Source organism: Methylobacterium goesingense, assembly GCF_022179225.1.
In the GTDB taxonomy this organism is placed as follows: domain Bacteria; phylum Pseudomonadota; class Alphaproteobacteria; order Rhizobiales; family Beijerinckiaceae; genus Methylobacterium; species Methylobacterium goesingense.
Map to the genome: position 1 here is coordinate 1 of NZ_BPQL01000200.1, position 19,750 is coordinate 19,750.

Annotated in this window: 18 protein-coding genes; 10 read left to right on the forward strand and 8 right to left on the reverse strand. The window is 68.9% G+C overall.

Annotation, left to right across the window (positions count from 1 at the left end; genetic code table 11):
* The 3 genes from MFF30_RS26040 to MFF30_RS24515 all read right to left on the reverse strand — a co-directional run.
* Positions 1-1,426, reverse strand: a 1,426-nt coding sequence (locus MFF30_RS26040; RefSeq protein ID WP_283205936.1) for a Hint domain-containing protein, incomplete at its 3' end; no start/stop codon positions are given.
* Between the two features lie 703 nt (positions 1,427-2,129).
* Complete coding sequence (locus tag MFF30_RS24510; protein ID WP_238282805.1) at positions 2,130-2,699, reverse strand: c-type cytochrome; 570 nt, start codon at positions 2,697-2,699, stop codon at positions 2,130-2,132.
* On the reverse strand, positions 2,696-3,892 hold the full coding sequence (locus tag MFF30_RS24515) for a PQQ-dependent sugar dehydrogenase (RefSeq protein ID WP_373321006.1): 1,197 nt from the start codon (positions 3,890-3,892) through the stop codon (positions 2,696-2,698). The genes MFF30_RS24510 and MFF30_RS24515 overlap by 4 nt, the downstream gene beginning before the upstream one ends.
* A gap of 537 nt (positions 3,893-4,429) precedes the next feature.
* On the opposite strand from MFF30_RS24515, the gene MFF30_RS24520 reads away from it, so the two are divergent.
* Both MFF30_RS24520 and glyS read left to right on the forward strand, forming a co-directional pair.
* Positions 4,430-5,377, forward strand: a complete 948-nt coding sequence (locus tag MFF30_RS24520) for a glycine--tRNA ligase subunit alpha (RefSeq protein WP_238282830.1) — start codon at positions 4,430-4,432, stop codon at positions 5,375-5,377.
* 59 nt (positions 5,378-5,436) lie between these two features.
* The gene (gene glyS / locus MFF30_RS24525) at positions 5,437-7,578 is read left to right on the forward strand and encodes a glycine--tRNA ligase subunit beta (protein WP_238282809.1); all 2,142 of its coding nucleotides are present in this window, start codon (positions 5,437-5,439) and stop codon (positions 7,576-7,578) included.
* Positions 7,579-7,590: 12 nt separating this feature from the next.
* Here the strand turns inward: glyS and MFF30_RS24530 are convergent, their stop codons facing one another.
* A complete protein-coding gene (locus MFF30_RS24530; RefSeq protein WP_238282812.1) occupies positions 7,591-8,007 on the reverse strand; it encodes a winged helix-turn-helix transcriptional regulator in 417 nt (138 codons plus the stop codon).
* Positions 8,008-8,114: 107 nt separating this feature from the next.
* Between MFF30_RS24530 and MFF30_RS24535 the strand changes: the two genes are divergently transcribed.
* Entirely contained in the window at positions 8,115-8,993 is an 879-nt protein-coding gene (locus MFF30_RS24535) for an SDR family oxidoreductase (protein WP_238282814.1), read from the forward strand.
* A 139-nt stretch (positions 8,994-9,132) separates the two neighbouring features.
* Complete coding sequence (locus MFF30_RS24540) at positions 9,133-9,372, forward strand: hypothetical protein (RefSeq protein WP_238282816.1); 240 nt, start codon at positions 9,133-9,135, stop codon at positions 9,370-9,372.
* Between the two features lie 181 nt (positions 9,373-9,553).
* Here the strand turns inward: MFF30_RS24540 and MFF30_RS24545 are convergent, their stop codons facing one another.
* Positions 9,554-10,075 (reverse strand): glycosyltransferase family protein, encoded by a 522-nt coding sequence (locus MFF30_RS24545; protein WP_238282818.1) that lies wholly within the window; start codon positions 10,073-10,075, stop codon positions 9,554-9,556.
* A 167-nt stretch (positions 10,076-10,242) separates the two neighbouring features.
* Here MFF30_RS24545 and MFF30_RS24550 point away from each other — a divergent pair, with 167 nt between their 5' ends.
* Positions 10,243-11,367, forward strand: a complete 1,125-nt coding sequence (locus tag MFF30_RS24550; RefSeq protein WP_238282820.1) for a PA0069 family radical SAM protein — start codon at positions 10,243-10,245, stop codon at positions 11,365-11,367.
* On the opposite strand, the gene rnhB is transcribed toward MFF30_RS24550, so the two are convergent.
* The 3 genes from rnhB to MFF30_RS24565 all read right to left on the reverse strand — a co-directional run bounded on the left by rnhB (position 11,333) and on the right by MFF30_RS24565 (position 13,922).
* A complete protein-coding gene (gene rnhB, locus MFF30_RS24555; protein ID WP_238282821.1) occupies positions 11,333-11,962 on the reverse strand; it encodes a ribonuclease HII in 630 nt (209 codons plus the stop codon). The genes MFF30_RS24550 and rnhB overlap by 35 nt on opposite strands.
* A 65-nt stretch (positions 11,963-12,027) precedes the next feature.
* Positions 12,028-13,107, reverse strand: a complete 1,080-nt coding sequence (locus MFF30_RS24560) for a glycosyltransferase family 4 protein (protein ID WP_238282822.1) — start codon at positions 13,105-13,107, stop codon at positions 12,028-12,030.
* Positions 13,104-13,922, reverse strand: coding sequence for a UDP-2,3-diacylglucosamine diphosphatase (locus tag MFF30_RS24565; RefSeq protein WP_238282823.1), 819 nt, complete (start codon positions 13,920-13,922; stop codon positions 13,104-13,106). Before MFF30_RS24565 ends, MFF30_RS24560 begins: the two co-directional genes overlap by 4 nt.
* Before the next feature lie 590 nt (positions 13,923-14,512).
* On the opposite strand from MFF30_RS24565, the gene MFF30_RS24570 reads away from it, so the two are divergent.
* The 5 genes from MFF30_RS24570 to MFF30_RS24590 form a co-directional block, all read left to right on the forward strand.
* Complete coding sequence (locus MFF30_RS24570) at positions 14,513-15,721, forward strand: aminotransferase class V-fold PLP-dependent enzyme (protein WP_238282824.1); 1,209 nt, start codon at positions 14,513-14,515, stop codon at positions 15,719-15,721.
* 116 nt (positions 15,722-15,837) lie between these two features.
* On the forward strand, positions 15,838-16,776 hold the full coding sequence (locus MFF30_RS24575) for a D-2-hydroxyacid dehydrogenase (protein ID WP_238282825.1): 939 nt from the start codon (positions 15,838-15,840) through the stop codon (positions 16,774-16,776).
* 218 nt (positions 16,777-16,994) lie between these two features.
* A complete protein-coding gene (locus MFF30_RS24580) occupies positions 16,995-17,855 on the forward strand; it encodes an NADP-dependent methylenetetrahydromethanopterin/methylenetetrahydrofolate dehydrogenase (protein WP_238282826.1) in 861 nt (286 codons plus the stop codon).
* Positions 17,856-17,860: 5 nt separating this feature from the next.
* Entirely contained in the window at positions 17,861-18,502 is a 642-nt protein-coding gene (fchA, locus tag MFF30_RS24585; RefSeq protein WP_238282827.1) for a methenyltetrahydrofolate cyclohydrolase, read from the forward strand.
* Positions 18,503-18,729: 227 nt separating this feature from the next.
* Positions 18,730-19,750 (forward strand): malate--CoA ligase subunit beta (locus tag MFF30_RS24590; protein WP_238282828.1); only part of this gene is annotated, 1,021 nt, incomplete at its 3' end.

A 19,750-nucleotide genomic window follows, 5' to 3' on the forward strand; every position in this document is an offset into this window, starting at 1 on the left:
CGCGGATGCGCACGGGCTGAGCCTGGCCGGGCCGGGGATGGCGGCGGGGTGCCATGGCGCGGCTGCCGATCCAGCGGATCGGCCGGTGCTGGCCGGCGGCGGTGAGCACGCGATCGCCCACGCGCAGGTTCTCGACCGCGACCTCGCCGTGCTCCGTGCGGATCCGCGTGCCGGTGACGTAGCAGGCCACGTCGACCAGGAAGACGTCGATGGCGCCGTTCGTGTCGCCGGCCACGAGGTCGGGGGCGCCGCTTTGGAAGGCGACGCGGGTGCCGTCGCCCGAGATCGAGGCGCCGGTGCTGCTGCCGCCGGTGGCCTGTGCCCCCGCGCTGTCGGTGGAGACGCGGGTGGTGCTGCCGGTGCCCAGATCCTTGACGAAGATGTCCTGCTGACCGTTCGTGTCGCTGGCCACGAGGTTGGTGGCGGTGCTCTGGAAGGCGACGCGGGTGCCGTCGGCCGAGATCGAGGCGCCGGTGCTGCCGCCGCCGGCGGCGGCTTGCGCCCCCGTGCTGTCGGTGGAGACCCGGGTGATGGCGCCGGTGCTCAGGTCCTTGACGAAGACGTCCGTGGCGCCGTTCGTGTCGCCGGTGACGAGGTTGGTGGCGAGGCTCTGGAAGGCGACGCGGGTGCCGTCGGCTGAGATCGAGGGGGCGAGGCTGCCGCCGCCGGTGCTTTGTGCGCCGGTGCTGTCCGTGGAGACGCGGGTGGTGGTGCCGGTGCCAAGATCCTTGACGAAGATGTCCTGCAGACCATTGGTGTCGCCGGTCACGAGGTTGTTGGAGGTGCTCACGAAGGCGACGCGAGTGCCGTCGGCCGAGATCGAGGCGGCGGTGCTGGGACCGCGGCCCTGCGCGCCCGCGCTGTCGGTGGAGACGCGGGTGGTGGTGCCGGTGCCCAGGTCCTTGACGAAGACATCGGTGGTGCCGTTGGTGTCGCCATCGACAAGGTTGCTGGCGGTGCTCTGGAAGGCAACGCGGGTGCCATCGGCCGAGATCGCGGCGATGGCGCTGGCGTTGTTGGCCAGCGCGCCCGTGCTGTCGGTGGAGACCAGGGTGGTGGTGCCAGTGCGCAGATCCTTGAGGAAGATGTCCTGACGCGAGTTGATGTCGCCGGCCACGAGGTTGGTGGCGCTGCTCGCGAAGGCGACGTAGCGCCCGTCGGCCGAGATCGAGGCGTTGGTGCTGGCGCCGCCTACGCCCTGCGCGCCCGTGCTGTCGGTGGAGACCCGGGTGACCGTGCCAGTGAGCGTGTCCTTGACGAAGACGTCCTGCTCAGCGTTCGTGTCGCCGGCCACGAGGTTGGTGGCGAGGCTCTGGAAGACGACGTAGCGTCCGTCGGCCGAGACCTGGAGTCCAGCGATTGCAGTTTGGCTGTCGGCGACGCCCTGCGTTCCATCGGTGGCCGTCGACACGCGCGTGGTGGTCATGGTCGTGCCCTGCTTCTCCGTGCCGGCCGAGATGCCGATGATCGTTAAGACGGGCGTATCGCGGCGCGTGCGACGCGGAAAGTGTTAAAACCACACATGCAACAGAAGTCTTGGCCTAAAAACACGATAAAGCTTATTTTATCAGTATGCATATTTTTAAATGTCTTCTATTCGCATAAATATATGTATTTATGCATCGCTAATCCGCATTTTTGTGATAAAACAAATTTATCTAAAGATAAATCGATGGTGAGATCGTTTTATGGAGTCGCAATGGACATCAAGATGACGGATGCAGTCGATTATCAGGTTGTTATAGGCCATATTTCAATTGTATCGACGCAGCGAAAACAATCGAGGACTTGCAGGCCTGGCCGGGCAGTGGGCCGCGAAGCGCGCGCCGTGGCGGTACGAAGGCAGGTTTAGGTCGCACGTGAGCGAATCCGGCCGGTCCCGACATCCACCCCGGGCGGCGCCCGCAAGGCAGGACCACGCGCGGGACGCCGGACCGGGGTCGGGCCCGGTTCTCAGGCAGGGCCCGCCCGCCGGGCCAAGCCGATGATGGCGGACGGTCGACGAACGGCCGCTCATGGGGCGGGTCGATCACGGTCGGAAGCGGACCGCCCGCTTCGGGGCGCAGGCCGTGGGGCAAGTCGCCACCCGCCGCAGCCCTTCGGGCGACCACGCGGGTGGGTATCCGCCCCTAGAGGCGGGCGATGTAGGCTGCGAGGTCGCGGATCTCGCCGTCCTTGAGGCCCTGCGCCGCTTCGTTCATCGCCGGGTCGTAGCCGGGCCGGGTGTTGGAGCGATAACCCGTGAGAGCCGCGGCCAGGTATTCCTCCCGCTGACCGCGGATGCGCGGAATGTTGTCGCGACCGGTCAGGTCCGCCGTGTGGCAGGAATTGCACTGGTGCTTCGCGATCAGAGCCTGCGCGCGCGTCGCCAGTTCGGGATCCGGTGCTCCGCCGCTCGGAACGGGGGGCGGCAGGGTTCCGAGCGCGTCCGCGTAGCTGCGCAGATCGTCGTCGGAGAGGCCGGCCGCCATCGCGTTCATCGGCGGAGCCTGCCGCTGCCCCTCCCGAAACTGGAACAACTGCGTGACGATGTAGTCCGGCATCTGGGCGCCGAGGGAAGGCACCCCTTCCGTCAGTGAGGTGCCACCCTCACCGTGACAGGCGAGGCACGGCGCCAGCCGCTCGCCCATCGGGGCGGCTGACGCGGCCCCGACGAGGAAAGTCGCCATCAGGAGGGCGAGGCTCCGCGCGCGCCTCATTGGGTGGTGCTGATCCGGTAGATCGCACCGTTGTAATCATCCGAGACGAGGAGCGCCCCGTCATTGGCGACGAGCACGTCGACGGGACGACCCGCATACTTGTTGTCCTGCAGGAAGCCCGTCAGGAACGGCTCGACGGAGGCGACCTTTCCGTCGGCGCCGAGCTTGGCCACCACCACGTCGCCCCCGAGCTTCGTCGTGCGGTTCCACGAGCCGTGGCGCGCGATGAACATCGCGTTCCGGTATTCGGCCGGGAACATCGCGCCGGTGTAGAAGCGCAGGCCGAGCGAGGCCGTGTGGGCACCGAGGAGTGCCGCCGGGGCCGTGAACTCCGCGCAGGAATGGCCCCAGCCGTATTCCGGGTCCGTGAAGGTGCCCTGGTGACAGAATGGGAAGCCGAAATGCTGCTTGCCGGGGTCGGTCACGACGTTGAGCTCGTCGTTCGGGATGTCCTCGGACACCCAGTCGCGGCCGTTATCGGTAAACCACAGCTGCTTCGTCGCCGGGTTCCAATCGAAGCCGACGGTGTTGCGGACGCCCCGGGCGATCACCTCGACGTTCGTCCCGTCGAGGTCCATGCGCCGGATCTGGGCGTGCGTGTCGGGCGGCATGGTGATGTTGCCGGGCGAGCCGACCGGCACGTAGAGCTTGTCGTCGGGGCCGATGGCGATGAACTTCCAGCCGTGCGCCTCGTCCTTGGGGAGGTCGTCGTAGACGAGGGTGGGCTTGGGAACGTCGTCGAGATGCGTCTCGATGGCGTCGTAGCGCCAGATCTTGGACAGTTCGGCGACGTAGAGCGACCCGTTGTGGAACGCGAGCCCGTTCGGCCGGTGGAGGCCGGTTGCGATGGTCTTGATCGTGCGCTTGCCCTCGGCGTCGGCCTTCTCGGGAATCGCGTAGACCTTGCCGACCGTGCGCGTGCCGACGAAGAGGGTGCCGTCGGGGCTCTGGCGCATGGAGCGACCGTTCGCGAGCCCGCTGGCATAGACCTCGATCTTGAAGCCGTCCGGCACCTTGAGCTTGTCGAGGGGCAGCTTCGCCAGCGGCGTCGCGAGCGGCGGTCCGGCGATGGGCGCGAGCTTGGCAGCCTCGCCGCCCTCCGGACGACCGTAGAGGGCAGAGCCCTTTTCGACGGGCGGCGGCGTCCCGGCGGGTTGGCTTGCGGGCTGCTGCGCAGTGGCGGCGCCCGGCAGCGTGAGCGAGCCGAGCAGGATCGCGGCGAGACGTCGTGTCAGGGCAGCACGCAAGGGCGTTGTCTCCGGTGGATTTATCGAGCGCGGGCACGGTCCTGCCGGCTCATTGTTGGATACGTTATTCACCGTTGCGGAGGGGAACGCGAGCGGCCCGTCCGGACACGGGCGAACAGGTCGTCTGTATTGTCATGCGGACTATTCGATCGCGAAGACGCGTGGGCTTCGGGCGTTCGCGTCCGCACAACCGCATGCTCGCAAGGACAGCTGAGAGAAGCATCCATATTCGGGCACCAACGGTGGCGATGCCGACAAGCATAGGGATCGCCCGACATCTGTCGACGGGCAAGAGTGTGGGGATCCGCGTCCTTCGGGCTCCGCGATCCATTTCGCCGGCGGGCTCGTCACGATCGGCCTCGCGGGGAAATCGCCAACCGTGCATCTGCCGTGCGGCGCACGCGCCTCGCTTGACACCCGGAACCGGCCTCTTAAACGCTGGCCGCCCCTTCACGGACTGGAAGCCCCATGTCGAGCGACACCATGTCGAGCGCCACCCCGATCGCGAGCGCCGTGGATCTCGCGCCCCAGACCTCGTTCCAGGGCCTGATCCTGACCCTGCAGCGCTTCTGGGCGGCCCAGGGCTGCGTAATCCTGCAGCCCTACGACATGGAGGTCGGCGCCGGCACCTTCCACCCGGCCACCACCCTGCGGGCGCTCGGCCCCAAGCCCTGGAAGGCCGCCTACGTGCAGCCGTCCCGCCGCCCCAAGGACGGCCGCTACGGCGAGAACCCGAACCGGTTGCAGCATTATTACCAGTTCCAGGTCATCCTGAAGCCGAACCCGCCGAACCTCCAGGAACTCTATCTCGCCTCCCTCGCCGCCATCGGCGTCGACCTGACGCTGCACGACATCCGCTTCGTGGAGGACGATTGGGAGAGCCCGACCCTCGGCGCCTGGGGCCTCGGCTGGGAATGCTGGTGCGACGGTATGGAGGTGAGCCAGTTCACCTACTTCCAGCAGGTCGCGGGCTTCGAGTGCGCGCCCGTCGCGGGCGAGCTCACCTATGGCCTGGAGCGCCTGGCGATGTACGTCCAGGGCGTCGAGAACGTCTACGACCTGAACTTCAACGGCGGCACCGGGGCGGATCGCGTCTCTTACGGCGATGTCTTCCTCCAGGCCGAGCAGGAATACTCGCGCCACAACTTCGAGGCGGCCGACTCCGCGATGCTGTTCCGCCAGTTCACCGACGCCGAGAAGGCCTGCCGGACCTACCTCGACGCCGGCGCCCCGGCGGACGAGACCGGCCGGCACCGGATGGCCCAGCCGGCCTACGACCAGTGCATCAAGGCGAGCCACGTCTTCAATCTGCTCGACGCCCGGGGCGTCATCTCGGTGACCGAGCGCCAGAGCTACATCCTGCGGGTGCGGGAACTCGCGAAGGCCTGCGGGGCGGCCTACCTGCGGACCGCGGGCGGTGGGGCGGCCTGACCGGCCCCGCCCCGAACGCCCACCGCCTCCTCGAACATTCCTCTCCGGACGCTGCCGCCATGCCCGACCTCCTCCTCGAACTGCGCTCCGAAGAGATCCCCGCCCGCATGCAGCGGCGCGCGGCCGACGATCTGCGGAAGCTCGTCACCGACGCCCTGGTGGAGCGCGGCTTCCTCTACGAGGGCGCCAAGGCCTTCGCGACGCCGCGCCGGCTGGCGCTGCACGTGGCCGGCCTGCCGCCGCGGGGCCAGGACGTGCGCGAGGAGCGCAAGGGGCCTCGGGTGGGGGCGCCGGAGGGCGCGGTCCAGGGCTTCCTGAAGAGCGCGGGACTGGCGAGCCTCGACCAGGCCACCATCGTCACGGACCCGAAGAAGGGCGAATTCTACGTGGCGGTGATCGAGCGGCCCGGCCGCCCGACCCTCGAGGTGCTCGCCGAGATCCTGCCGCAGATCATCCGTAGCTTCCCGTGGCCGAAGTCGATGCGCTGGGGCGCGGCCTCGGCGCAGCCGGGCGCCTTGCGCTGGGTGCGCCCGCTGCAATCCATCGTCGCCACCTTCGGCCCGGAGACCGAGACGCCGGACGTGGTGCCGTTCGCGGTCGACGGCGTCGCGGCCGGCACCACCACCTACGGCCACCGCTTCCTGGCGCCCGACCCCATCGAGGTCCGGCGCTTCGACGATTACGTCCAGGCCCTGGAGCGCGGAAAAGTCGTGCTCGACGTGGAGCGGCGCAAAGACATCATCCTGCACGACGCCCGGGATCTGGCCTTCGCGCGCGGCCTCGAACTCGTAGAGGATGACGGGCTGCTCGAGGAAGTCGCCGGTCTCGTCGAGTGGCCGGTGGTGCTGCTGGGATCCTTCGACGACGCCTTCCTGGATATCCCGGCCGAAGCGATCCGCGCCACCATCCGGGCCAACCAGAAGTGCTTCGTGCTGCGCCATGCAGGCACCGACACTCTGGCGCCGGCCTTCATCCTGACCTCGAACCTGATCGCCAGCGACGGCGGCGCGGCCATCACCGCCGGCAACGAGCGCGTGGTGCGGGCGCGCCTGTCGGACGCCAAGTTCTTCTGGGAGACCGACAAGGCGATCCGCCTGGAGGACCGCCTGCCGAAGCTCGACGCGATCGTGTTCCACGAGAAGCTCGGCACGCAAGGGCAGCGCGTGCAGCGCATCGCGGCTCTCGCCCGCGAACTCGCGCCGCTTGTTGGCGCCGACCCGGATCTGGCCGAGCGCGCCGCGACCCTGGCCAAGGCCGACCTCGTTACCGAGATGGTCGGCGAGTTCCCCGAGCTGCAGGGACTGATGGGGCGCAAATACGCGGGCCTCCAGGGCGAGCCGGACAGCGTCGCGGCGGCGCTCGAGGAGCACTACAAGCCGGTCGGCCCTTCCGACCGAGTACCCACCGACCGGGTCGCCGTCGCGGTGGCCCTCGCCGACAAGTTCGACACTCTCGTGGGCTTCTGGTCGATCGACGAGAAGCCCACCGGCAGCAAGGACCCTTACGCCCTACGCCGGGCGGCGCTCGGCGTGATCCGCCTGCTCATCGAGAACACGGTCAAGCTGTCCCTCCTGCGGGACGGCTACCAGGCGGCCGCGGACGGCTTACGGAACTACGGCGCCGTGAACGACGAAGCGGCGAGCGATGCCACGGCGAATGACGGCGACGCCGCGAGCCTCCTCGCTTTCTTCGCCGACCGCCTGAAGGTCTACCTGCGCGACAAGGGTGCGCGCCACGACCTCATCGACGCCGTCTTCGCCCTGCCGGGGCAGGACGATCTTCTGATGGTGGTCCGCCGGGTCGAGGCGCTGGGCACGTTCCTCGAGACCGATGACGGCCGGAACCTGCTCGCCGGCTACAAGCGCGCGGCCAACATCCTGCGGATCGAGGAGAAGAAGGACGGCCGCGCCTACGACGCTGCGCCCGATGCGGCCCTGGCCGCCAAGGGGCAGCCCGAGGAGCGCGCCCTGTCGGAAGCCCTCGTCACCGCCCGCGCGGCGGCCTCGGCGGCGGTCGAACGCGAGGACTTCGCCGGCGCCATGCATGCACTCTCGACGCTGCGCGCCCCCGTCGATGCGTTCTTCGAGCGCGTGACGGTGAACGCCGAGGACCCGGCCCTGCGCCAGAACCGGCTCGCCCTGCTCAACGCCCTGCGGGCGGCGACCCGCGCGGTCGCGGACTTCTCCTGCATCGAGGGCTGAGGTCTACCTCCCTCAGGTCTCGGCCCGGAATCGCGTCCGGGCCGCGTCGATGGCGGCGTGGTTCCGTTCCGCCCAGGCGACCAGGGCGGTGAGCGGACCGAGGAGCGATCGCCCCAGCGGCGTCAGGCTGTACTCGACGCTGGGTGGGCTCGTGGGGAAGACCCGTCGCGTCGCGAGGCCGTCGCGCTCCAGATCGCGCAGCGTCTGGATTAGCATCCGCTTCGAGATGTCGGGGATCACCCGGTGGATCGCCCCGAACCGGCGCGGGCCGCCAGCCAGCGCCGCGACGATCAGCGTGGTCCACTTGTCGCCGACGTGGCTGAGCACGTCCCGAACCGGGCAGCGATGCGGATCGAGACCGAGATCCTGCCAGTCCGCGAAGCGTTCGGCGAGGTCGGGACTGTTCCGGCTGTCGGCGTCATCGCGCATGGCGGGTTCCCTCCAGGTAACCAGGGATCGAAAACCTGCCGCCTTACGGGGCCTGTCGGTCTCTTTTATAGACCTCGTGTGGATCGAGAACCATGAGGCGTAGCGACATGTCCCAGACCCTTCCCCCCAAAGTCTTCGTCACCGGCGCGAGCGGCCAGCTCGGGCGCCTCGTCGTCGCGGAGCTCCTGCGCCGGGTGCCGGCAGCCCGGATCGTCGCCGGTGTCAGGAAGGCCGAGTCCCAGGCCGCGCACGACCTAAGTGCCCTGGGCGTTACGGTGCGGATCGCCGATTACGCGCGTCCCGAGACCCTTGCGGAGGCCTTTGAGGGCGTCGACCGCCTGCTGCTGATCTCCTCCAGCGAGGTCGGCCAGCGCGTGCCCCAGCACCGCAACGTCATCGCGGCGGCCAGCCGGGCCGGTATCGGGCTCATCGCCTATACGAGCCTACTACGCGCGGACACCTCGCCCCTGGGGGTCGCCGGAGAGCATCGCGCCACCGAGGCGATCCTGGCGGAATCCGGCGTGCCGGCCGTGATCCTGCGCAACGGATGGTACACCGAGAACTACACCGCCTTCCTGCCGGCGGCCCTCGCGCACGGAGTCATGCTCGGCAGTGCCGGCGCGGGGCGGATCGCCAGCGCCGCGCGCGCCGATTACGCGGAGGCCGCCGCCGCCGTGCTCACCGCCGAGGCGGCGGGGGCGCGCGTCTACGAACTGGCGGGGGACGAGGCCTACACTTTAGATGCGTTCGCCGCAGCGGCAGCGCAGGCCTCGGGTCGGCCAATCCGCTACCAGGACCTGCCGGCGCCGGAGTACCGGGCAGCTCTCCTCGCCGCCGGCCTTCCCGACGGACTGGCGAGCCTGCTCGCGGATTCCGACACGGGGGCGGCGCAGGGCGCGCTGTTCGACGACGGGCACGCCCTGCGCGCCCTGATCGGGCGACCGACGACCCCGCTGGCCAGCGTCATCACGACCGCTCTGGCCTGACGTCGCCGCCGGGACCGACAGGCTATCGATGGCCGATGCGCCACCGAGCGGGAGCATTCAGCATGTCGAGCCAGGATGTCGCGGAACGGATTCGGGCGGGCCGCCGTTGGGGCTCCAGATTTCCTGGAGGGAGATGTCCATGCGCAACCCCATCATAGCCGCCCTGACCCTGGCCACGCTGTTCGGTGCTTCGGCCGTACAGGCCGAGACAACCGTCATTCGTCGCGAGGCGCCGGAGACCGTCGTCGTCGACCGTCCGGCCAGCGAGACCCGCACGGTCGAGCGCCGCGAGACCAGCGACGGCTGCTCCTCGAAGACCGTGACCAAGGAAAACGACGTCGGCGACCGCAAGACGGTAACTAAGGAAAGCTGCGACTGATAGGGTTTGCGGCTAAAGCGTTCGGGTTCCGGCGTGGGTGCTCTCTCCTTCGGGAGAGGGCGAGAGGCAATCGGCCGAAAATTATGTGATCCCGTCGCGTTTCAAGCGTTCGCCCGCCCTGGTTCAGCCGGGGCGGGTTTTTCGTGTCCGCGAAACCGCTCGTCCCAACTGCTTCCGCCCGTCACGCCCGATCGAGGCGCGCCGCGAGCGGGCGGGCCTTGAGGCGCCCGGCGAATTTCGGCCCGGCCAGCAGGCGCTCGCGCCGGACGAGGTCGCCGGGGCGCGGGGCGGTCGCGCCGATGACGCGCTCGCCCCGGGCGGCGATGCGGGCCGGCAGCCCGGTATGGGGGCGGCGCAGGCGTGCCAGGGAGACTTCCGACCGGGCGGTGCCGATGAAACGGTCGAGGAGGCGGATCCAGCCCTCGGCCGGAACGTCGCCGGCCTCCAGGCAGAGCACCCAGTCCCGTCGCGCGGCCTTGGCGCCCGCCGACCAGGGTGAGGCGCCACGCCCGCGCAGCACCACCTTGGCGCCGGTCGCCTCCGCGACGGACTCGATCGTCGGGTTGTGCACGGGCACGATGATCACCGCATCGCCCACGAGCCCCGCCGCGACGCCCGCCACCAGCGCGCCGAGGGTATCGGCGAGCTGGTCGACGGCATCGGGGTCGTTGGGCCGGGCCACTGAGATGAGAGCCGAAAGCATGCGCGCGCATACCGCATTTTTTCGTCGCGCAAAGCCATCGCATGGCGCCGCATCCCCGGCATCCGGGTGGAAATGCCGAGCGCCGGTCGATCTGCCTGAAATATCCGCAGTTCCGCGACCCTATGTTCATGCTATGTTCTGGGACCCTCCCGGAACGAACGTGGCCGATGCCCCCAGACGCGACCCGTCCCTCCTCGTTCGATCCGGAACCGGCGCGTCGCCTCGCCGCGGCGACGGCGCCCGCGGGGGGACGGCGCGGGCGGGGCGCCACGGCCAATCCGAGCGGGCGCTACGAGGCGGCCCGGCGGGAATCCTTCGACGATGGCTGGCCGAGCGACGACGCGCCGCCGCCGCTACGCACCGAGGTGCGGCCGGAGCAAGCCCGCACGCTCATCACCCGCAACACCTCGCCCGACATCTCCTTCGACCGCTCGATCAATCCCTATCGGGGCTGCGAGCACGGCTGCGTCTACTGCTTTGCCCGGCCGAACCACGCCTATTTGGGGCTCTCGCCGGGCCTCGATTTCGAGACGAAGCTGTTCCGGAAAGTGAATGCCGGCGCGCTCCTCGCGCGGGAATTGTCGGCGCCGGGCTACAGCCCCGCCACCATCGCGCTCGGCACGGCGACCGATCCCTATCAGCCGATCGAGCGGGAGCATCGCGTCACCCGCGCGGTGCTGGAGGTCCTGGCGCGCTTCCGCCACCCGGTCGGGATCGTAACGAAGTCGAACCTCGTCGTGCGCGACCTCGACCTCCTCACCGATCTCGCGCGGGACGGCCTCGTGAAGGTGGCGGTCTCGGTGACGACCCTCGACCCGGCGCTGGCGCGCCGGCTTGAGCCGCGGGCGCCGCATCCCGAACGGCGGCTCGACGCCATCGGCCGCCTCAGCGCGGCCGGCATCCCCGTGATGGTGATCGCGGCGCCGGTCATCCCCTCGCTCAACGACCACGAGATCGAGGCAATCCTGGCCCGCGCCCGTGCGCAGGGCGCGGTGGAGGCGAGCCACGTCCTCTTGCGCCTGCCCCTCGAACTCGACGCCCTGGTGGACGACTGGTTCGCCGAGCACTATCCGGGTCGCCGCGCGCACGTCATGTCGCTGGTCCGGGCGGCCCGGGGCGGGAAAGCCTACGACGCGGCCTTCGGCACCCGCATGACCGGCACCGGCGCCTACGCGGACCTGATCGCCCAGCGCATGCGCCTCGCCCGGCGGCGCCTCGGCTACCCCGAGACGCGCCGGCGCCTGCGCACCGACCTGTTCAGGGTTCCGACGGATCAGCTGAGTCTGTTCTGAGAGCGTAGGCGCGGGTAAAGCTGAGCCGGTGATGGGGCGAGCGCCCGCGCTCCGCCAGTCCGGCGAGGTGCACGCGCGTGCCGTAGCCGACATTGCTGGCCCAGCCGTAATCCGGGTAGCGCCCGGCGAGCCGGTGCATCAGCCCGTCGCGCAGGGTCTTGGCCACGATGGAGGCGGCGGCGATCTGCGGCACCAGACGGTCGCCGCCGATCACTGCGCGGCAGGGCAGGGCGAGGCCCGGCACCGGGTCGCGCCCATCGACCCGAACGGGTTCGGCCAGGCCGAGGGCCAGCACGGCGCGCCGCATCGCGTCCAGGGTGGCACCCCGCACGTTGAGCCGGTCGACCAGGGCACGCGAGCCCGCCGCCACGGCGACGCGGGCATGCTCCCGGATCAGCGGCGTCAGCGCGGCGCGCTCGGCCGCCTTCAGGCGCTTGCTGTCGTCGAGGCGGGCGAGCAGGTCGGGCGGGAACGCGGCCGGGTCGAACCAGACCGCCGCGACGACGACGGGCCCGCAGAGCGCCCCGCGCCCGACCTCGTCGCAGCCGATCACCGCCGGGTAGGTCGCCGCCAGGTGCGGATCGAACGGGGGCATCGGGCGGGTTCCGGGGCAGGGCGGCGCGCGCCTCCCTAGCCCGGTCCCGCCGGACGGTCCACGCCTCAGCCAATCCCCACGACGCTGCGGGGGGCCGCGCCGGGAGCCCGTGCACGCACGGGGGCGGTGCCGTGGGCCAGCGCGATGTTGTCGTAGAACTGGCGCGCGCTCTCGGCCCAGGTGTAGCGCAGGGCCTCGGCCCGGCAGCGCGCGCGGGGTATCGCCAGGGCGGCGCGGGCCGCCGCCCCGAGATCGTGTCCCAGCACCCCCGCGCCGGTGCCGCCGATCACGTCGAGGGGACCGGTGACGGGGTAGGCGGCCACCGGCACACCGCAGGCCAGGGCCTCCAGCAGCACGATGCCGAAGGTGTCGGTCAGGCTCGGGAACACGAAGGCGTCGGCCCCGGGGTAGAGGGCGGCGAGGTCGGCCCCCGTCCGGGTCCCGAGGAAGCGCGCCCGGGGGTCGATGGCCGCGAGCCGGGCCCGGTCCGGGCCGTCCCCGATCACCACCTTGGTGCCGGGCAAATCCAGGCGCAGGAAGGCGTCGAGGTTCTTCTCCACGGCGAGCCGGCCGACGCAGAGGAAGATCGGGCGCGGCAGGCCGGCGAACGCCGCCGGCTCCGGCTCACCCGCCGCCCGGGGCCGGAACAGGTCGGTGTCGACGCCCCGCGTCCAGCGCATGAGCTTGGTGAACCCGCGCCCGGCGAGGTCGCGCTCCAGGGAGGGCGTGGACACCATTGTGCCGTTCGAGGCCCCGTGGAACCGGCGCAGCCAGGCATAGCTCCAGGCCTCGGGCACCGGCGCCCGGGCCGAGACGTATTCGGGGAACCGCGTGTGATAGCTCGTGGTGAAGGGCCGGCGATGGGCGAGGCAGTAGCGCCGCGTCGCGTAGCCCACCGTGCCCTCCGTGGCGATGTGGACATGCGTCGGCCGCAGGGTGTCCCACAGGCGGGCCACGTGCCGTTTGGTGGCATAGGCGAGGCGGATCTCGGGGTAACCCGGCAGGGGCAGGGAGGCGAAATCCCGGTGGGTCAGGAGGACCGGTTCGAAACCGTAGGCGGGACCGGCCGCCGCCATGTTCTCCAGGGAGCGGACGACGCCGTTGACCTGGGGGGCCCACGCATCCGTGGCGATGAGCAGCCTCACGCGACGGCCCGGGCGCCGTCCGGCCTGGGCCGCTCGACCATGGGGGCGTGCAGGCGGGCGCGCATCACGCTCGGGTAGTGCAGCACCTCCATGGTGCCGTCGTAATGCTCGACGATGGCGGTGCAGGATTCCACCCAGTCGCCGGTGTTGAGGTAGGTCAGCCCATCGATCTGCCGGTTGGCCGCGTGGTGGATGTGGCCGCAGATGACCCCGTCCGCCCCGACGCGCTTGGCCTCGGCGCTGAGCAGTTCCTCGAACTTGCCGATGAAGTTGACGGCGTTCTTCACCTTGAGCTTGGCCCAGGCCGAGAGCGACCAATAGGCGAGGCCGAGGCGGCGGCGCGCGGTGTTGACGTAGGTGTTGATGAAGAGCGCGAAGGTGTAGGCCCCGTCGCCCAGATAGGCGAGCCACTTGGCGTGGCGCACCACCATGTCGAACTGGTCGCCGTGGATGACGAGGTAGCGCTTGCCGTCGGCGGCCTCGTGCAGGCGCTGATCGGCGATCTCGATACCCCCGAAGGTCATGCCGATGTAGTCGCGCAGGAATTCGTCGTGGTTGCCCGGCACGTAGACCAGCGTCGAGCCCTTGCGTACCTTGCGCATCAGCTTCTGCACGACGTCGTTGTGGCTCTGAGGCCAGTACCACCCGGACTTGAGTTGCCAGCCGTCGATGATGTCGCCGACCAGGTAAATCTCGTCCGCATCGTAATCGCGCAGGAATTCGAGCAACAGGTCGGCCTGGCAGCCCTTGGTTCCAAGGTGCATGTCGGACAGGAACAGTGTCCGGACGCGTGTCGTCTCGGTCTCTTCGCCCACGCTTGCCTCCGGGACAGCCTCCGATACCCGGCAGCCAAACCGGATTCCCGTATCAGTTTGATGACGCCGGCTCGGCTCAGGCCCGGCGTTCCGCGCCGCGACGTAAGCTCTTCGTCCACGAAAAAAATTTTGATTTGGGATCAAGTATTTCGGGTTTTCCTTTCGGCCTGAAGGGGGGCATAGTCCGCCTCAAGGTGCCCCACCGGGCCGCGTCCGAGGACGCATGACCGGAGCCCATCGAGGCGAACTAAGGGTGCCGTCCCCGGGGACGACGACGCTGAAGCGGCCCAGCGGTGAGCGCGTGTCGAGCGCGCGCCCCGGCCCATGGAGAAGTGGCTTGAGGTATTCGGTGCCGCGCGCGGGCAGGCGCGTCGAGGGTCATCCTTCGACGTCGGCGGGTTTCCGTCCGGCCCCCGCCCGAACACCGAACGGCGCGAACGAGATCGTCCCACGATTCACCTGACCAGCGGCCACGCGGGGCATCCGGACCGATCCGGGGCCTCCCGCGGGGGCCGCATCAACCATCGGCGCATCCTTGGCGCCGCACGGTGAACCCGTGCGGGCGCAACGTGAGAAACGGAGAAAACACCATGGCGGCAACGCGACGTCCCGGCCGGAACCACCTGTTCGTTCCGGGCCCGACGAACATCCCGGATCGCGTGATGCGCGCGATGATGGTCCAGTCCGAGGATCACCGCTCGGTGGACTTCCCCGCCCTGACCAAGCCGCTGTTCCAGGACACGAAGGCCGTCTACGGCTCGACCGAGGGCACCATCTTCCTGTTCCCGGCCTCCGGCACCGGCATCTGGGAATCCGCCCTGTCGAACACCCTGTCGCGCGGCGACAAGGTGCTGGCCGCCCGCTTCGGCCAGTTCAGCCACCTCTGGATCGACATGGCCCAGCGCCTCGGCCTTGAGGTCGTGGTGCAGGACGAGGAGTGGGGCACGGGTGCCAACCCGGAGCGGATCGGCGAGGCCCTCCGCGCCGACAAGAACCACGAGATCAAGGCCGTGATGGTGGTCCATAACGAGACCGCCACCGGCGTCACCAGCGATGTCGGCGCTGTGCGCAAGGCCATCGACGCGGCCGGCCACCCGGCCCTGCTGTTCGTGGACGGCGTCTCGTCGATCGGCTCACTGCCCTTCAAGATGGACGAGTGGAAGGTCGATTGTGCCATCGCAGGCTCGCAGAAGGGCCTGATGCTCCCCGCCGGCCTCGGTGTGATCTGCGTGAGCCAGAAGGCCCTCAAGGCCGCCGACACCTCGTCGGGCCAGAACGACCGCCTCGCGCACGTCTACTTCGACTGGGCCGACCACCAGAAGCAGAACCCGGCCGGTTACTTCCCCTATACCCCGTCGCTGCCGCTGCTCTACGGCCTGCGCGAGGCCCTGGCCTGCCTCAACGAGGAAGGCCTTGAGAACGTCTACCACCGCCACCACGTGCTCGGCGAGGCGACCCGCCAGGCCGTGGCCGCCTGGGGCCTGAAGACCTGCGCCAAGGAGCCCAAGTGGAACTCCGACACGGTCACGGCCATCCTGGTGCCGGAGGGCGTCGACGCCGCCGCGATCATCAAGCACGCCTACGTGCGCTACAACCTGGCGCTCGGCGCGGGCCTGAGCCAGGTCGCCGGCAAGGTCTTCCGCATCGGTCACGTCGGTGACATGAACGAGCTGTCGCTGCTGGGCGCCATCGCGGGCGCCGAGATGGCGATGCTCGACCACGGTGTGAAGGTGCAGCCCGGCTCCGGCGTCGCCGCCGCGTCGAGCTACCTGCGCGAGAACCCGCTCGCCAAGGCCTGAGGCCGTCGACCTTTCGATCTGACGTGCCGGGGCGGGCTCGCCCGCTCCGGCACACCCGACCAACCTGACCGAGCCTTGCTCCATCCGTGACTTGGCCGGATCGGCCAGAGGATTCCATGACGAAGAAGATCGTGTTCCTCGACCGCGAGTCCCTGGACGCCAAGGTCCGTGAATTCAACTTTCCGCACGAGTACGTCGAGTACGAGTCGACCTGGACGCCGGAGGAGATCGTCGAGCGCCTGAAGGGCGCCGAGATTGCGCTGATCAACAAGGTCCCGATGCGGGCCGAGACCCTGAAGCAACTCCCCGACCTCAAGTTGATCGCGGTGGCCGCCACAGGGACCGACGTGGTCGACAAGGAAGCCGCCAAGGCGCAGGGCATCACCGTCGTCAATATTCGCGGCTACGCCTTCAACACCGTGCCGGAGCACGTCATCGGCCTGATTTTCGCCCTGCGCCGGGCGATCGTTCCGTACGCGAATTCGGTCCGCCGGGGCGATTGGGCGAAGTCGACCCAGTTCTGCTACTTCGACTACCCGATCCACGACATCGCGGGCTCGACGCTCGGCATCGTCGGCTACGGGGCGCTGGGCAAATCCATCGCGAAGCGCGCCGAAGCGCTCGGCATGACGGTCATTGCCTACGACGTCTTCCCCCAGGAGGGCCTCGTCGATTTCGAGACGATCCTGCGCGAATCCGACGTCATCACGCTGCACGCGCCGCTGACGCCCGAGACCCGCAACATGATCGGGCGCGAACAGCTCGCGAAGATGAAGAAGCACGCGCTCCTCATCAACACCGCGCGCGGCGGCCTCGTCGACGAGGAAGCCCTGGCCGAGGCTCTCAAGGCCGGCACCATCGGCGGCGCCGGCTTCGACGTGGTGATGACCGAGCCCCCGAAGAACGGCAACATCCTCTGCGAGCTCGACCTGCCCAACCTCATCGTCACGCCGCACGTGGCCTGGGCGAGCAAGGAGGCCATGCAGATCCTGGCCGACCAGCTTGTCGACAACGTCGAGGCCTACGTCGCCGGCAAGCCGCAGAACGTGGTGTGATTTTCGGCGGGCCTCCTCCCGCGTGAGGGAAAGTCAGCGGTGGGGTGGTTCCGCCGGCCTCCGAAGCGGGAGGGTCTCCCAACCACCCCCACCCCTGACCCTCCCTGCAAAAGGGAGGAGGCCGGGTTCCTCCACACGGCCGAATTGGCGAGCCGCCGATCGGCGAAAAAAAGCAAACGCCAGCCGCGCCGAGCGCGGGACCGACAGGGATCATAACAATGAAAAAACTGCTGTTCCAATTCGACACCGACACCGTGCCGAGCGTGTTCGACGTGGTCGTGGGCTACGATGGCGGCGCGGACCACATCACCGGCTACGGCAACGTCACCCCGGACAATGTCGGGGCCCTGGTCGACGGCACGATCTACACCCGCGGTGGCTCCGAGAAGAAGTCCACGGCGATCTTCGTGGGCGGCGGCAGCATGGCGGCCGGCGAGGCTGTGTTCGAGGCGGTCAAGAAGCGTTTCTTCGGCCCGTTCCGCGTCTCGATCATGCTCGATTCGAACGGCTCGAACACCACCGCCGCCGCCGGCGTCGCTCTGGTTCAGAAGGCGGCCGGGTCGCTGACCGGCAAGAAGGCCGTGGTCCTGGCCGGCACCGGCCCGGTCGGCATGCGCTCGGCGGCACTCCTCGCGCAGGAAGGCGCCGAGGTGACGCTCTGCGGACGCTCCCTCGACAAGGCGCAGGCTGCGGCGGATCAGATCAACCAGCGCTTCAAGGTGAGCATCAAGGCCGCCGAGACGCCCGACGCCGCCTCCCGCGCGGCGATCGTCAAGGGCCAGAACATCGTGTTCTCGGCCGGCGCCATCGGCCTCGAACTGCTGCCCGAGGACGCTTGGAAGGATGAGGCCAGCATCGAGTTCGTGGCCGATTACAACGCCCAGCCGCCCTTGGGCTTCGGCGGCATCGAGGCCATGGACAAGGGCAAGGACCGGCACGGCAAGAAGGTCTTCGGCGCGCTCGGCATCGGCGGATTGAAGCTCAAGCTGCACCGGGCCTGCGTGGGCCAGCTCTTCGACAACACCGAGCAGGTGCTGGACGCGGAGAACATCTACGCCCTCGCCAAGAAGATGGCCTGACTGCCATGACCGCGAAAGAGAACGCCGCGAACGAGACCATCCAGACCTTCCTCGACGGTCTGGCGAGCTCGGCCCCCACCCCCGGCGGGGGAGGGGCGGCCGCCATCTCGGGCGCCATGGGCGCCGCCCTCCTCAGCATGGTGTGCAACCTCACCATCGGGAAGAAGAAGTACGTCGAGGTCGAGGCGGAGCTGAAGGAGATCCTCGGGCAGTCCGAGGCCCTCCGCGCCGAGCTCACCGGCATGATCGCCGACGACGTCGAGGCCTTCGATGCCGTGATGGGGGCCTACGGCCTGCCCAAAGCCACGGACGACGAGAAGGCCGTGCGGGCCGAGACGATCCAGGCGGCCCTCAAGGTCGCCACCGACGTACCGCTCGCCTGCTGCCGCGCCTGCCGCAAAGTCATCGATCTGGCTCAGACCGTCGCCGACAAGGGCAACCTCAACGTCATCTCGGATGCCGGCGTGGCGGTGCTCTCCGCCCATGCGGGCCTGCGCAGCGCGGCGCTGAACGTCTACGTCAACGCCAAGGGACTCGACGATCGCGCCTTCGCGGAGGCGCGTCTGAGCGAACTCGAGACCCTGTTGGGCTCGGCCGGACCGCTCAACGAGTCCGTCTACGAGGTCGTCAAGGCCAAGGTGAACTGAGCCTGCGCCCTGACGACGACATCACGCGAGGTCGAATCGCGTGATCTGATATCCAAGAGCTGCTTCCGACGCCATCGGGGCAGCTCTTGTACAAACTGAATACAGTTTCGCTGCCTTCAAGGCAGAGTGAAACACAATGTAAAAAAATATAAATGCTCAGGGACTTTCCGTGAAGTGAAATTTACGAGAGAGTCCCGTCAAGGAAAGAAACGTCGAGGAGAACGCGCATGGACGTGCACGAGTACCAGGCCAAGGAGCTGCTTGCCGGTTTCGGTGTCGCCGTTCCGAAAGGCGCCGTCGCCTTCAGTGCCGATCAGGCGGTTTACGCCGCCACCGAGCTCGGCGGCTCGTTTTGGGCGGTGAAGGCCCAGATCCACGCGGGCGCCCGCGGCAAGGCCGGCGGGATCAAGCTGTGCCGGACCTACAACGAGGTCCGGGACGCCGCCAAGGACCTCCTCGGCAAGCGTTTGGTGACGATCCAGACCGGTCCCGAGGGCAAGCCGGTTCAGCGCATCTACGTCGAGACCGCCGACCCGTTCGAGCGCGAGCTCTATCTCGGCTACGTCCTCGACCGGAAGGCCGAGCGGGTCCGCGTCATCGCCTCTCAGCGCGGCGGTATGGACATCGAGGAGATCGCCGCCAACGAGCCCGAGGCCCTGATCCAGGTGGTCGTCGAGCCGGCGGTCGGCCTGCAGCAGTTCCAGGCCCGCGAGATCGCCTTCCAGCTTGGCCTGAACATCAAGCAGGTCTCGGCCGCCGTGAAGACGATCATGAACGCCTACCGGGCGTTCCGCGATTGTGACGGCACCATGCTGGAGATCAACCCTCTCGTCGTCACCAAGGACGATCGAGTGCTGGCGCTCGACGCCAAGATGTCCTTCGACGACAACGCCATGTTCCGGCGCCGCAACATCGCCGACATGCACGACCCCTCGCAGGGCGACCCGCGCGAAGCCCAGGCTGCCGAGCACAACCTCTCCTATATCGGCCTCGAGGGCGAGATCGGCTGCATCGTCAACGGCGCCGGCTTGGCCATGGCCACCATGGACATGATCAAGCACGCCGGCGGCGAGCCCGCGAACTTCCTCGATGTGGGCGGCGGCGCTTCGCCGGACCGGGTCGCGACGGCCTTCCGGCTCGTGCTCTCGGACCGCAACGTCAAGGCGATCCTCGTCAACATCTTCGCAGGCATCAACCGCTGCGACTGGGTCGCCCAGGGCGTGATCCAGGCGGCACGCGAGGTGAAGA